We start from the raw sequence: 13,430 nt of genomic DNA on the forward strand, positions 1-13,430 counted from the left end.
TGTGAACCTCCCGCTCACCAGTGGGTTGTCACAAACCTTCTGCTGAGTGGTTGTTCAACACCCAAAGTAGAGGGCTTGAAATGACAGAAACTGGTAAAGAGAAATGTGCCCATACGTCCCTTCGCAATGAAGTGGATCAGCTTCAATTATCAACCAACCACCTCAAAAATCTAGTCTATTCCATGAGCGTGGTGATGAGCGAACGCATGGAGCACACCCAGGAATATGAAGCGTTGCTGACGCTGTTTGATACTGTGCGCAATCACATAGAAAATGCGCAGGCAAGTAGCGAGAGGATCTCCGATCTGCTTGAACCTTGCGCACTGGAAGTCTCAAAAGACTAAAAATCATTGGAATGCTGAGAGGTTCTGCCTCTCATGGAATATTCTGGCTTGGGAGGCGCAGTGCCTCTCAGGCTTTTTTGAGTTTGACCTGAGTTTCCAATGATCATCCATAGACCGGGAAGGGACTTCACTAGAGACCCGGAAGGGGTGCCCACGCCTCCTTTGCCTCAAACGAATCTTCTGGCTGAACCAATCTTGCCAAAAGGCAAACCCCGCGTGGTGCGGGGTTCCAATCCATATCCTGAGATCTGTCTAGCTCAAATCAGCCCAAGCCCTCGCAGTGTGGTTACCGCGTCAAGAAGCTGGTTGGTATTCACTTCCACCGTGAGCGTCATGCTGTCTGCATTGACCCGCGCTTTGACCGCGGCTTTGTCGTCGAGGGCGTAGGCGATCGGGTCACAGGCCTCATATGGCTGATTTGCGTTAAACCCTGCCTTGGTTAAGTCGTGTGCTGCAATTCTGATTGTGCTGGTTCTCATAGAACTTCCTCCATTCAGCGGGCACCCTGCCCGGCTTCACGACTGCAACCCCGCACTGCCGGCGGGGTCTGTTCTCTTTGCGGGCTAGCTAGAGTTAGGCGTCGAGTTCAGCTGCCAGCTTGTCTCTGGCGGCGCTTAGCATGTCCAAGTAAGCACCGCCGCGGTGTAGGATGATCTTACCCGCCCACAGCTCCTCGGCGTTCTTGTCACCGAAGACCTCGCGCATTTCCTCGTTTGTGTAGCGTAGGATATCGCAGCCCCATTGTGGGTGTTCTGTGTAGATGTAATTCACGTGCATGGCGTATAGTCCTCTCCTTTCTTGTGCCTTCTACACATGGCTTGAGTTTGGGTTATCCGGTACCGCGCAATGCCATACCCATCCGCACAATCAAGGGCTTATAGGTGTCATACCGTTGATCTCGTAGGTGCATGAGGGCCCGCTTAGTGTGGCGAGCGCGCGCTTTCAAACAAGAGGTGCCTTGCTTGCTGATGCCGTCTATTCCCGGTTGCTATCGTCTCGCGACCGCTTTGGGCTGGGTTCAATTGCGTCCTACCGCACTCCCCAACAAATCACCCTGCACTTCTGGCGCGACAGAAACGGGCGGGTTCAGGCAGATTATCGCTATGCTCAGTGGAGCTGCGATCTCCTCCTCCAATCGCAGTCAAGCCGCACAAAGCCACTTGCACAATCCCATACCATGCATCCCCTACCCCGACTTTTGGGTCCTTCCGGGCCGCATTCGTATGCGGTGGGGCTTTGCGCCCCAGATCGCCAGTTACAGAGGAAAATTTTGGGTTCGCACTTTTAATCTGCGGCTGCGCACCTCGCAAATCCAATCTTTTGTTATTGCTTCACCGCTACGGCGCGAGTGCCCCCTGCGCCAACGGATCGCCAAACACGCTACTTGTAAAATGGCAACGCAGTTGCAGTGGTCTTGTTAGAAGCCTTGCATGGATCATTGTTATGATCTGCATCACGGAGTTGGGAAGTGCTTTCACGTAGAACGAAAGTGATATCTGCGGCATCTTCGAGGAGTACATCTCGCACTTGAAAACCACGACCTCGCATATTTGAAGCTCAAAACATTGGAGTGAATTGCCGAGATTATGGGACGAAACGCATATCTTAAAATGAGGTACTGCTTGTCGCCCCCTATGGAGAGGTGCAGATCTCTGTACTGGCGCAGCTGTTCATGCGCCACTTTCCCTCTCATACACTCTGAAAGAGCAAGCTAATCACCCTCTAGAGAGTCTATCTGCTCGAGACCGAGACATGCTATGCCATACTTATATCCAGCATGACTTTCTTAGCTGTTTGTTTGACGCTTTCTTCCGCTCGCGTCAGGAGTTTTATCCGGTCAAAGATCTGTGCGTCCTCATTCAGAGTTTTCCGAAGCGATTGCCCGAAAGCCATGCGAACTTCAGTGCCGATATTGAATTTGCAGATCCTTGTTTCTTTTGCCAGTTTTTGCCTGATTTCTACAGGAATTCCAGAGCCTCCGTGTAGCACGAGCGGAATGTTGGTGACGTTTTCAATAGCGCGGACCAGATCAAAATCGATCACTGCTGCTTTCTCTTGCTGCAAGTGCACATTGCCGACAGAGATAGCAAGCGCATCGGCATTACTTTCCTTCGCAAACTGCGCGGCTTCTTCAGGTTTTGTCCCTGAGGACACAGCGCCCTCAGCGTACCCGACAAAGCCGACTTCTCCTTCCAGAGATACACCATGTGGCTTAGCGCTTGCAGCGATGGACTGCATCAGGCGGATGTTCTCCTCAAGAGGAAGCTTGGAGCCATCAAACATGACAGACGTAAAGCCAAGATCTATTGCTTTCAAGCAATCCTCTACTTCATAGCCGTGGTCAAGATGAGCAACCACTGGCACAGAGGCTGTCTCAGCTAAAACTCTAAACATTGGAGCTAGAACTTTCAATGGAGTATGCGCGCGGCATCCAGGACCTGCTTGCAGAATGACCGGGCAGCCGATCTCTTCGGCAGCCTCCACAAATGCACGTGCATCTTCCCAACCTAAGACAACAAAGCCAGCAACTGCTGTCCCATTGTTCATAGCTGGCACTAAAACGTCTTTAAGACTTGCAATAGGCATTACTGTATCACTACTTAAACTTGGCGATCATGTCTTTGATGCCTGGGATCGTTTCGACCTGATATGCGTGCGTTGGCTGGAAATGCTGCACCAGTGAGCGTTGACTGAGGCCGCCGAGAATTGTGAAGTAATACATTTCATAGCCCGGTGCAGCGACACAAGGATGGTAGCCCTTATCGATAACGAGAGTTGATCCATCTACGATGTGATAGGCTTCCCCGACTTTCCCATCTTCTTTCTGAAGCAGTTGCATTCCAAAGCCGTGTCCGGGCCGGAAGCGGAAGTTGTAAGTTTCGTCATGCCGTGTCTCATAAGGCAAATTGTCTGTGTCATGCTTATGAGGAGGAAATCCTGACCAGCCACCTTGCCCTACAGTAAACAGCTCGGAAACCAAGAGACGGCCAACTTTATCGTGATATTTGGTTCCAAGTATATGTTTGATTTTGCGATGTGTTTTCGTGTCATCTGAGCCGTACTGAACAACATCCAGGTCAGATGTTGTCACCGCAAATGGTGTCAGAACACCGTCATATCGCGCTCCAGCGATGAACACTTCGGCGGCATCACTGACGCAAACAATTGTTGTTTTCGCTCCTGTCGGGATATAGACGCCTTCAGGCTCACCATCCCAAACATCTACGCCGCGACCGCCTATACCATTCCAGTTCAACCCTTCGCATTCAACGTTTACCGAGCCAGTTGCAGGTACGATGCAGGTTTCATAACCGGGGACCTGATAGTGGAATGCTTCCCCTTGCTTCAGCTTTACGATGTTGAAGTAATTTAACGGGACGCGGGCATCATCAACGTCTACGATGGGCTTATTCTGATTATTATATGGAGGGATATGCATGCTTAGTCCTTCGTCAAACTCAATGTTTCTTCTATGGAAATGCTGTGTTGTTTCAAAAACCTAACCAGCTCTTTTTCATCGGGCATTGCTGTTGCACAGCCAACCTTGGACACCACAATTGCTGCGCAGGCAGACCCGCGAAAAACGCTCTGCTGCAAGTTCTTTCCATTCGAAAGTGAGGATAGAAAACCACCTAGAAATGCATCTCCTGCACCCGTCGGCTTCACTGCAGAAACAGTGAATATGCCGGTCTGAAATGACTCATTTTCAGTGTAGGTGGTTGAGCCTTTCGAGCCCATTTTATAAATGCAGATACAGTCAGGTCTGTTTGCAAGTTCATGGGCAAACTTCGGCCCATTAGCCATGTTCCCAGCCATGAAACCAAACTCCTCGTCATTCCCTACAATGACATCACAGAGTGAGCTCATGCGTTTATATGTCTCTGTGGCTTCCTGTGCGGATGCCCAACTGTAGGGGCGGTAATCGATATCAAAAATCGAAACCAATCCCTCGGCTTTTGCTTTCTCCAAGGCGTAAAAAGTCGCCGCGCGAGATGGCTCAGAGGCCAGCAAAGTTCCTGTGGTTACGATTGCATCAAACTGAGAGAAATCAACAGCATCTACATCGGCTTCACTCATCATAAAATCTGCTGCACCATTTCGGTAAATGGTCGTCTGATGGTCAAGCAAACGTGCTTCCGAGAGTGCAAGGCTGTTTCTGTACTCTCCGCCAATTGGGGTGACGTATTTGTGGTTTATTCCGTACCGCTCCAATTGATTGACGCAGAAACGCCCGATTGCATCGTCTGAGACCCTCGTTAACAATGAGACGTGGCACGCTTGCTGGCGCAGAGCGACAGCAATATTGGCAGCTGATCCCCCCAGATGCACTGACATGGTTTGTGCATCTTCAATTGATGTACCAGCAGGTTCCGGCGTGAGGTCCATGCCTGCACGCCCAACAACCAGATATCTTTTTCCCTGCAGTTTTTCCAAAAGCCTGCTCATTACACCCCCACACGTTGGTTCACGCGACCAGCTTCCCATTCTTCACGTGCGGTGCGTACATTCTGACTGTTAGAAACTTCAGGCAGTCCAACTTCCCACCATGCATGACCTTCCTGCGTCCATCCTTCATAAGGATCCACCTGAATAGAAATGATCGTGGCTCGGTCTGCTGCCTTTGCCCGTTTGAACGCTTCACGCAGCTCTTCAATCGTCTCTACGGTTTCTGCCAGTGCACCTTGAGCTCTTGCGTGCGCAGCAAAATCCACTGCAACAGGGTTTGTAATTGTTGGTGAATCTTTGATCAGGTTGTTGAAAGAGGCGTTGCCGGTGTTGTTCTGAAGTTTGTTGATCACGGCAAAGCCACCATTGTCGCAAACCATGACAATGAGCTTCTTTTCGGTCAGGACGGAGGAATAGATATCCGAGTTCATGAGCAGGTAGGAACCGTCACCTGTAAACACGATGGTATCCTGATCGGGCTCTTTCTCGGATTGAGCAATACGTGCCCCCCAACCGCCAGCAATCTCGTAGCCCATGCATGAGAAGCCGAATTCAACATCAACCGAGCCGATGGCTTTGGTTTGCCAGTTAGCGGTAACTTCGGCAGGCAGGCCGCCTGCAGCTGCAACAACCCTGTCATTGGTGTCACACAGGTCGTTTACGGCACCGATAACCTGCGCATAGCTGTTAGGTCCATTTGCGGGGTCAACATTGTGCTTCACATAGGAAAGCCAATCTGCTTTCTCCTGTTGCGCAAATGCGGTCCACGTCTCTGGAGCCTTGTATTGCTTTAAGGATGCAATAAGCGCAGACAATCCTAGTTTTGCATCTCCCACGACAGGGAGTGAACGATGCTTGCTTGCATCATGACGAGCGGCATTCAGGGAAACAAACCGAGCATCTTTTCTGAAAGCGGTCCATGACCCTGTAGTAAAGTCCTGTAAACGTGTTCCAACAGCAATAACCACGTCAGCATCAGCAGCAATAGCATTTGCCGAGTTTGAGCCTGTTACGCCGATTGGTCCGCAATTCAGCTGGTGATCAGACAGCAGGTTTGCACGGCCCGCTATTGTTTCTGTAACCGGAATTTGTGTCTGCTCAGCAAACGCAAGCAACTCCTGCGTTGCGCCAGAATATTGCACGCCACCGCCTGCTATGATCACAGGCTTTTCGGCGGATTTAATCAGTGCAATCGCGTCATCAAGCTCCAGCTCATCAGTTGTCTGCCGACGGATGCGGTGAACTTTTTTCTCGAAGAAAGCAACAGGGTAGTCATAGGCCCAACCTTGCACATCCTGCGGCAGTCCCAGGAACGCTGGGCCGCAATCTGCCGGGTCAAGCATGGTCGCTATCGCAGCAGGCAACGACTGAATGATCTGTGCTGGATGTGTAATACGGTCCCAGTAACGGGAGACTGCGCGGAAGGCATCATTCACTGATGCAGTCGGATTACCATAATGCTCCACCTGTTGCAGCACTGGGTCCGGCAATCTTGAGATGAACGCATCGCCACATAACAGTAGCATTGGAAGCCTGTTCGTGTGTGCTAACGCAGCTGATGTGACAAGGTTTGTTGTGCCTGGTCCTGCTGAAGCCGTGCAGAACATGAATCTCTTACGTAAATGATATTTGGCATAGGCTGCAGCGGCAAAGCCCATGCCTTGTTCATTCTGACCTCGATAAAGCGGAAGTGTATCGCGATGCTCATATAGTGCCTCGCCCAAGCATGACACATTGCCGTGACCAAAAATTCCGAACCCACCTCCGCAGAGCAGCACTTCGTCACCGTCAATACTTATGTACTGGTTTGCAAGATACCGGATGATCGCCTGCGCCATAGTCAAACGGATTGTGCCAGTGGTGATTTCACTTTTTGTGGTCATGGTGTCCCTATTTCCTTCCGCCTGCAATTGTCGCCTTGTTCCGCCACAATTCGCGGTCCCATCAACTCGTCTATTGACGCCGTGGTAATTTTGAAGGATACCTATTTTGCAACCGGTTGCAACAAATCTTTTCTGGGAGATGTATTTTGACCCAACTGGAACTGCGCTGATGAGAGGTAACTACAGGTGAGAGATCTATGAGATTGCGCTGAACTATCCGCATCTTTCTCGCGATCAGATCTTAGGATTGCTCGGAGGGGTTACACCTACCTGTTCGCAGTAAGAGGGGCAAAAATAGCGTTTATATCGAGTGTAGAATGATTTTTTTGCCCGTTCATATGTGAACACGTCGTTTGCGTGACTTCATGTTCTCCAGAGGTTCGGGCTTAAAGAAAGGCTGCAGGTTTTCAGATGAGAGGGCCTTACGTTCGATATAGTTTCAGTCTGGTCAATGCTGTGGCAAATCATATTGAAACCGCTTTCAATTTTCCATACCCCTCCTCCGGCCTGAACATAAGTCCGCCACAGCAGCATGATGGCACCAGTAGATTAGCAACATCGCTCTAAGTACAACAAAGGGATGAAACGTGGGAATTAGAATTGGTAATGCGCCCTGCTCATGGGGGGTAGAGTTCGCAGATGATGCACGTAACCCGAGCTGGGAAAGCGTTCTCGATCAATGTGCCGCCGCGGGCTACAAGGGCATCGAACTTGGGCCGATTGGTTATATGCCAGAGGACCCGGCAGTGCTGAAGGATGCGCTTGTGAAGCGGGATCTGGAACTGGTTGGGGGTGTCGTTTTCCGGCCATTTCATGATCCGAAAGCATGGGAGGATGTTTGGGATGGCGCGAAGCGGACCTGCGAAGCCCTGAAGGCTCATGGTGCCGAGCATTTGGTGCTGATTGACTCAATTTCACCACGGAGGGCACCAACTGCCGGACGTGCGAGTGAAGCCGAGCAAATGGATCTGCAGGAGTGGACTGCATTCAAAGAGCGTATCATGACAGTTGCGCGTATGGGGGCCGAAGAATACGGCCTTACAGTCGGCATCCACGCGCATGCCGCAGGCTTTATGGACTTTGAGAGTGAGTTAGAGCGCCTCATAGCTGAAACCGATCCCGAGTTACTAAAAATCTGTTTAGATACTGGCCACTCGACATATGCTGGCTTTGATCCGGTTGCATTCATGGACCGCCATATGGGCCGCATTTCTTACATGCACTTCAAAGATACATCGGCACCGGTAAAGGCAGAGGTTATAACCAACAGGATTGGTTTTTACGACGCATGCGCTCAAGGGATTTTCTGTAACCTTGGTGAGGGAGAAGTGAATTTCCCAGCAGTGCTTGAAAAACTGCGCCAGGCAGGCTTCGAAGGTTGGTGTACGGTTGAACAAGACTGCGATCCACAAGGTGACACATCTCCGATCGATGATGCTAAACACAATCGTAACTACCTGGAATCCATTGGCTTTCACTGAGGAAACATCATGACTAAATTAAACTGGGGTCTGATTGGAGGCGGCGAAGGAAGCCAGATTGGTCCTGCGCACCGTCTAGGTGCATCCGTTGACGGATTGTTTCAGCTGGCTGCGGGCGCTCTGGATGCAGATGCAGCAAAAGGGCGCATGTTTGCTCAGTCGCTGGGTATTGCAGAAGACCGGGCTTATGGTGATTGGCAGGAAATGCTGGCCGCTGAAAAAACGCGCAGTGACAAAGTTGATCTTGTTACTATTGCAACACCAAACGCAACACACTTCGAGATCACCAAGGCCTTCCTCGAAGGTGGTTTTCACGTGCTTTGTGAAAAGCCGATGACCATGACTGTCAAAGAAGGCGAAGAGATCGTAAAGATCAGTCGTCAGACTGGCAAAAAGTGCGCGGTAAACTTTGGCTATTCAGGATTTTCTTTGGTTCGCCAGATGAGAGAAATGATTGCCGCAGGTGAACTGGGCGAAGTCCGCCTTGTAAAAGCAGAGTTCGCGCATGGTTTCCACGCCGACGCAGCTGATGCCGATAATCCACGCGTTCGCTGGCGCTACGATCCTGCTGCTGCTGGCGTTTCTGCCGTGTTAGCTGATGCAGGTATCCACGCGTTGCATATGGCCTGCTTTGTAACCGGACAGGAAGTATCGACTGTCTCAGCTGACTTTGCATCGACTATTGCCACCCGCGAACTGGAAGATGACGCAATGATCAACTTCCGAATGGATGGTGGTGCAGTTGGGCGGCTCTGGACATCAGCAGTTGCCGTGGGGCGTATGCATGGCCTGAGCTTGCAAGTGTTTGGTGAAAAAGGTGGGTTGGCCTGGCAACAGGAACACCCCAACCAGTTGTACTACACACCATTGAATGGTCGTACCCAGATCATCGAGCGCGGCGCTGGTGACCTGTATGATGCAGCCCAAAACGCATCGCGCGTAACAATTGGCCACTCCGAAGGCATGCCCCTGGCCTTTGCCAACATCTATTGCGACCTAGCAGAGATGATCAACGCGGACAAAGCCAGCGGATCTTCTGAGGGATCAACTTTCCTATTCCCAAGCTGTGAAGATGGTTTGCGGTCTATGGCAAGTGTCTATGCTGCAGTAAAGTCAGCGCATGCAGCTGGTGCATGGCAAGACGCCGTTCCAACCCTACTGAAGTAACACTTTTGAAAAGGGGCCGTATACTTACTGGCCCCTTTTTTTGTAAGCGCCCCTGGTATTTGCCAGCAACTAAGCGGCCTTTTGTAAAAGTGTTCCACGTTCAACCACACGGCATGGAAACATACGTGTTTCAGGAATCCGATCTGGATCTTCCAGGCAGTCAACAAGCAGCTCAACAGAGGATGAAATGATTTGCTGAACAGGCTGATGAATGGTTGTCAGATTGATATTTGCCCAACCTGCCATTTCCATGTTGTTGAAGCCAATAAAGCCTATTTCTTCCGGTACTTTTAGACCAGCGGTCTGCGCGGCACTCAATGCTCCGATAGTAAGCACGTCATCACCACAAAAATAAGCGTTAGCGCGGTCTTTCAGCAAGATGCTCTGCATCGCTTTCCTACCTGCATCATAAGAGTAATCCTCCGCAAAATCGACGGATAATTTTACACTAGGATGCTCAGCGAGAACTCGTTGAAAACCGAAGAGACGATCCTGCGTAGATGACGCATTTTCCGGCCCACCCAAAAATCCGATGTGCTCATACCCTTTAGAGAGCAAGAGCTCCGCAGCCAACTCACCGGCGTAACGGTTATCAATGCCTACGGTGTGCACAGTCGGCGTCGCGTTGCATCTCCCAAAGGAATGCACAACCGGAATTTTTGCATGCCGGAATGATTCAGCAAAATCAGGAGGCAGAGTGGAAGACGCTACAATTACCCCATCAACGCTGTATTGCAGAAGCATATCGAGTGATTTAGCCGGATCAACCTCACCTGAAAGGTTTACGAGAAGAGGCCTGAGCCCTTTTGCCTGCAATGACTGCGTAAACAGATCAAAGACCTGCAGAAAAACAGGGTTATGGAAATTGTTGGAAACCAGACCAATGAGCTTTGTCCGCCGCGTTGTTAAGCTGGAAGCTAAAACATTGGGTCGGTAGCCCAATTCGTGCGCTGCTTTTTCGACTTTTCGGCGAGTTTTTGCGGAAACACTTGCACCTTCCGTAAAGGAGCGTGACACAGCGGAAGCAGAGACTCCTGCACGCAATGCAACATCTTTTAGCGTAACAGCCATCCTCTGCCTTTTCGTTTTTGCGCATCTGGAAGTTATAAATTAATCCGTTCATCAATGATGGCCCAAGTAAAAAAACACAATTAAATTCTGGTGTTATTACTTGGTTATCCCTTCGAAACTGGGAGCAGACCTCCCAGCCTCGAAGTTTTACACATCATCAGGCTGCAACTCGCTTTTGCCGATAAGTATCTGCGACTACGGCGGCAACAATCAGAACACCCTTGACGATATTGATGTAATAAACATCGATGCCCAAGAAGGTGAAACCTGAAGTCAGCGTACCCAGAATGAGCACACCAATGATGGTGCCCATAATGCGACCACGACCGCCGAAGAGAGAGGTTCCACCAATCACAACTGCCGAGATTGCATCCAGTTCCAACATCAGGCCAGTGCCCGATTGAGCGGTCATTGCGCGCGAGGTCTGAACGATGGAGGCGATGCCATAGAGAGCTCCTGCCATGGTGTACACAAGGATTTTGTGCCTTTTGACAGCGATGCCTGCAACACGGGCAGCATCTTCATTTGAGCCGATTGCATAGGTACGGCGCCCATAAACCGTATATTTCAAAAGCACATGGAAGACGCCAGCCACAATCAAGAATGTTACAACGGGCCAGGCTCCGGAACCAAAGATGGCAAAATCCTCAGTCAGGAAGCTCACCTGCTTGCCACTTGTATACCAACGCGCCAAGCCACGCGCTGCGACAAGCATCCCAAGGGTCGCGATAAACGGCGGAATTGCGGTAATGGCAATTACGCTCCCATTGACAAAACCAAGCAGCGCTCCCACAGCAATGCCTGCGAGTACCGGAAAGATGATCGGCAGATCTGTAAGCGCTGGATAGACAGCCCGGGCATACTCTGAACTTTGCGCCAGAGAGGCAGCTACGATACCGGCGAAACCAAGAATGGAGCCACCGGAAAGATCTATGCCTGCCATGATGATAATCTGACCAACGCCAATCGCAAGAATGCCAATGATTGCCATCTGCAGGATCATGATGAACAGACGTTGACCGTTGAAGATGAAAGTTTGCTCAACGACAAACCAGCCCAAAACTTCAAAAATTGCGGCGATTCCGACGAGGACCAGAAGAATACCCGTGTCCTTTGGAAGCCGCTGAAGGAGGGACTTTTGCGTTTCGGCCGAGCCTAATGTTGATGATGAATTAATCAAGATGGCCTCCGAACTATGCCTTACGAGCCTGCCGACGCTGGTCAGCGATAACGGCAGCAACGATGATCATGCCCTTGGCGATTTCCTGATAATAAAAATCGATCCGCAGGAAGGTGAAACCTGATGTGATAACGCCGAGAATGAAGACGCCGATAACGGTCCCCGAAATCTTCCCTTTGCCGCCGAACAATGACGTTCCGCCAATGACGGCTGCGGAGATTGCATCCAGCTCGTACATGAAGCCCATGCCAGGCTGGCCCATTGTCGCCCGCGCACTCATAACTATGCCAGCAAGACCGGCAAGGCCACCCGCAATCGAATATACAAGAACCTTATGGCGGTTTACTTTGATGCCGACTATTCGGGCCGCCTCTTCGTTGGATCCGATCGCATAAGTCCGGCGCCCATAAACCGTGTGCTTCAAAAGAAAATGAAAGAGCACAGCAACACCGAGGAAAATCAGGACCGGATTAATGCCTTGCCCAATCGCCGTATATTGCTCGGTCAAACCAAAGATTGGCTGGCCTTCTGCATACAGCACAGCAAGCCCACGAGCTGCAACAAGCATCCCCAGTGTAGGAATAAACGGGGGAACACCGGTATAGGCGGTGATGGCTCCGTTGATACTTCCTGCCAGTAGCCCAACCCCGATACCTGCCAGCAGAGGAACAATAACAGGCAGATCTACAATGCCTGGATAGAAGATGGAAAAGCCGCCAGACGCCTGCGCAAAGCTCGCTGCCACCATGGCAGAGAGTGCTGCTACGGACCCGCCCGACAAGTCGATACCAGAGGTAATGATGACTTGCGTTACACCAACAGCAATGATGCCGATGATAGATACCTGAAGAACAATGATAACGAGCCGCTTAGAGTTTGCCAAAAAGCTTTGCCCAACGAAAATCCAGCCCAGGATCTCAAAAAGCGCGGCAATTCCGATCAAAACCATCAAAATGCTCGCCTCCTGAGGAAGCTTTCGGATTGCAGTAGCGTTCATCTACGTGCTCCCAATTATATGTAGCTGGCGTTTTCATGCACGCCAGTTTTCACACCTGTAATAAGGGAGACAATTTCGTTGCCATCCGTCTTGTCTGCATCCACAACACCAACAATCTCACCGCGTCGGAACACAAAAATCCGATCTACAAGATTAAACACCTGACGTAAGTTGTGGCTGATCAGGATCAGCGGAACACCTTGTTTTTTCAGGCGGCGAATGATGTTTTCGACCTGCGTGGTTTCCTGAACCCCAAGTGCTGCGGTTGGCTCATCCATGATAATGAGTTTTGAGGCAAAGGCTGCAGAACGTGAGATTGCAACGCACTGGCGCTGACCACCGGACATTTTACCAATTGCGTTGCGCAAGTTGGGAATCTTAACAGCGGTCTTCTCAAGGCCTTCTTTGGCTTTCGCCAGCATTTTCTTCTCATTCAGAAAACTGAAGGGCCCGAGATTGAAATAGACTTCTTCACGTCCAAGGAAGATGTTGGCTGGAACATCCAGATCGTTTGCGAGTGCCAGATTCTGAAATACAGCTTCAATACCTGCTTCCCGAGCATCCAGAGGGCTTTTGAAGCTGACCTCCTTTCCGTCGAAGAACATCTGACCAGAAGAAGGCTGCTCAACGCCAGTGATTTGGCGAACAAAGGTGGACTTCCCTGCCCCGTTATCACCAACGATTGCGATGTGTTCGCCTTCACGGAGCTCAAAGTCTGCACCTTTCAGAGCTTGCACTCCACCATAGTTTTTGCAAAGACCTTGCGTTCGCAGGACGATCTTTCTCGCATCATTCATTGTTCTTTTCCTCACCAGGGCTGAGATAAAATCGGTCAAACCGACATCGCGGCCAATAGACTAT

Annotated in this window: 13 protein-coding genes; 3 read left to right on the plus strand and 10 right to left on the minus strand. The window is 50.6% G+C overall.

Translation table 11 applies throughout. The features are described from left to right. Positions 1–80: 80 nt before the first annotated feature. Positions 81–344: a hypothetical protein gene (locus tag PsW74_RS19875; RefSeq protein WP_063288940.1), complete on the plus strand. Its 264-nt coding sequence runs from the start codon at positions 81–83 to the stop codon at positions 342–344. Positions 345–601: 257 nt separating this feature from the next. Here the strand turns inward: PsW74_RS19875 and PsW74_RS19880 are convergent, their stop codons facing one another. The 6 genes from PsW74_RS19880 to iolD form a co-directional block, all read right to left on the minus strand. After that, positions 602–823: a hypothetical protein gene (locus PsW74_RS19880; RefSeq protein ID WP_063288941.1), complete on the minus strand. Its 222-nt coding sequence runs from the start codon at positions 821–823 to the stop codon at positions 602–604. 94 nt (positions 824–917) lie between these two features. Beyond that, a complete protein-coding gene (locus PsW74_RS19885) occupies positions 918–1,121 on the minus strand; it encodes a hypothetical protein (RefSeq protein ID WP_057464041.1) in 204 nt (67 codons plus the stop codon). 978 nt (positions 1,122–2,099) lie between these two features. After that, positions 2,100–2,930 (minus strand): class II fructose-bisphosphate aldolase, encoded by an 831-nt coding sequence (locus PsW74_RS19890; RefSeq protein ID WP_063288942.1) that lies wholly within the window; start codon positions 2,928–2,930, stop codon positions 2,100–2,102. Positions 2,931–2,940: 10 nt separating this feature from the next. Beyond that, positions 2,941–3,783: a 5-deoxy-glucuronate isomerase gene (locus PsW74_RS19895; protein ID WP_063288943.1), complete on the minus strand. Its 843-nt coding sequence runs from the start codon at positions 3,781–3,783 to the stop codon at positions 2,941–2,943. Between the two features lie 2 nt (positions 3,784–3,785). After that, complete coding sequence (gene iolC / locus PsW74_RS19900; RefSeq protein WP_063288944.1) at positions 3,786–4,790, minus strand: 5-dehydro-2-deoxygluconokinase; 1,005 nt, start codon at positions 4,788–4,790, stop codon at positions 3,786–3,788. Continuing rightward, positions 4,790–6,673 carry a 3D-(3,5/4)-trihydroxycyclohexane-1,2-dione acylhydrolase (decyclizing) gene (gene iolD / locus PsW74_RS19905; RefSeq protein WP_193775960.1) on the minus strand — a complete coding sequence of 628 codons (1,884 nt, stop codon included), beginning with the start codon at positions 6,671–6,673 and terminating at the stop codon, positions 4,790–4,792. Before iolD ends, iolC begins: the two co-directional genes overlap by 1 nt. A gap of 587 nt (positions 6,674–7,260) precedes the next feature. Here iolD and PsW74_RS19910 point away from each other — a divergent pair. Together PsW74_RS19910 and PsW74_RS19915 are read left to right on the plus strand one after the other, a co-directional pair. After that, on the plus strand, positions 7,261–8,154 hold the full coding sequence (locus tag PsW74_RS19910; RefSeq protein ID WP_063288945.1) for a TIM barrel protein: 894 nt from the start codon (positions 7,261–7,263) through the stop codon (positions 8,152–8,154). Positions 8,155–8,163: 9 nt separating this feature from the next. Next, complete coding sequence (locus PsW74_RS19915; protein ID WP_063288946.1) at positions 8,164–9,321, plus strand: Gfo/Idh/MocA family oxidoreductase; 1,158 nt, start codon at positions 8,164–8,166, stop codon at positions 9,319–9,321. Between the two features lie 69 nt (positions 9,322–9,390). Here PsW74_RS19915 and PsW74_RS19920 read toward each other — a convergent pair whose 3' ends face one another. The 4 genes from PsW74_RS19920 to PsW74_RS19935 form a co-directional block, all read right to left on the minus strand. Continuing rightward, a complete protein-coding gene (locus tag PsW74_RS19920) occupies positions 9,391–10,392 on the minus strand; it encodes a LacI family DNA-binding transcriptional regulator (RefSeq protein WP_063288947.1) in 1,002 nt (333 codons plus the stop codon). A gap of 157 nt (positions 10,393–10,549) precedes the next feature. Next, a complete protein-coding gene (locus PsW74_RS19925) occupies positions 10,550–11,569 on the minus strand; it encodes an ABC transporter permease (RefSeq protein ID WP_063289355.1) in 1,020 nt (339 codons plus the stop codon). 16 nt (positions 11,570–11,585) lie between these two features. After that, on the minus strand, positions 11,586–12,569 hold the full coding sequence (locus PsW74_RS19930; protein ID WP_063288948.1) for an ABC transporter permease: 984 nt from the start codon (positions 12,567–12,569) through the stop codon (positions 11,586–11,588). 14 nt (positions 12,570–12,583) lie between these two features. Further along, positions 12,584–13,366 carry an ATP-binding cassette domain-containing protein gene (locus PsW74_RS19935; RefSeq protein WP_057465081.1) on the minus strand — a complete coding sequence of 261 codons (783 nt, stop codon included), beginning with the start codon at positions 13,364–13,366 and terminating at the stop codon, positions 12,584–12,586. Positions 13,367–13,430 lie beyond the last annotated feature (64 nt).

Source organism: Pseudovibrio sp. W74 (assembly GCF_001623085.1).
Classification (GTDB): Bacteria; Pseudomonadota; Alphaproteobacteria; order Rhizobiales; family Stappiaceae; genus Pseudovibrio.

What these genes read in the sequence shown, in the direction of transcription:
- PsW74_RS19875 (WP_063288940.1), top strand. Translation starts at nt 81, where the DNA reads ATGACAGAAACTGGTAAAGAGAAATGTGCCCATACGTCCCTTCGCAAT.
- PsW74_RS19915 (WP_063288946.1), top strand. Translation starts at nt 8,164, where the DNA reads ATGACTAAATTAAACTGGGGTCTGATTGGAGGCGGCGAAGGAAGCCAG.
- iolC (WP_063288944.1), bottom strand. Translation starts at nt 4,790, where the DNA reads ATGAGCAGGCTTTTGGAAAAACTGCAGGGAAAAAGATATCTGGTTGTT.
- PsW74_RS19930 (WP_063288948.1), bottom strand. Translation starts at nt 12,569, where the DNA reads ATGAACGCTACTGCAATCCGAAAGCTTCCTCAGGAGGCGAGCATTTTG.
- PsW74_RS19895 (WP_063288943.1), bottom strand. Translation starts at nt 3,783, where the DNA reads ATGCATATCCCTCCATATAATAATCAGAATAAGCCCATCGTAGACGTT.
- PsW74_RS19885 (WP_057464041.1), bottom strand. Translation starts at nt 1,121, where the DNA reads ATGCACGTGAATTACATCTACACAGAACACCCACAATGGGGCTGCGAT.
- iolD (WP_193775960.1), bottom strand. Translation starts at nt 6,673, where the DNA reads ATGACCACAAAAAGTGAAATCACCACTGGCACAATCCGTTTGACTATG.
- PsW74_RS19890 (WP_063288942.1), bottom strand. Translation starts at nt 2,930, where the DNA reads ATGCCTATTGCAAGTCTTAAAGACGTTTTAGTGCCAGCTATGAACAAT.
- PsW74_RS19920 (WP_063288947.1), bottom strand. Translation starts at nt 10,392, where the DNA reads ATGGCTGTTACGCTAAAAGATGTTGCATTGCGTGCAGGAGTCTCTGCT.
- PsW74_RS19935 (WP_057465081.1), bottom strand. Translation starts at nt 13,366, where the DNA reads ATGAATGATGCGAGAAAGATCGTCCTGCGAACGCAAGGTCTTTGCAAA.
- PsW74_RS19880 (WP_063288941.1), bottom strand. Translation starts at nt 823, where the DNA reads ATGAGAACCAGCACAATCAGAATTGCAGCACACGACTTAACCAAGGCA.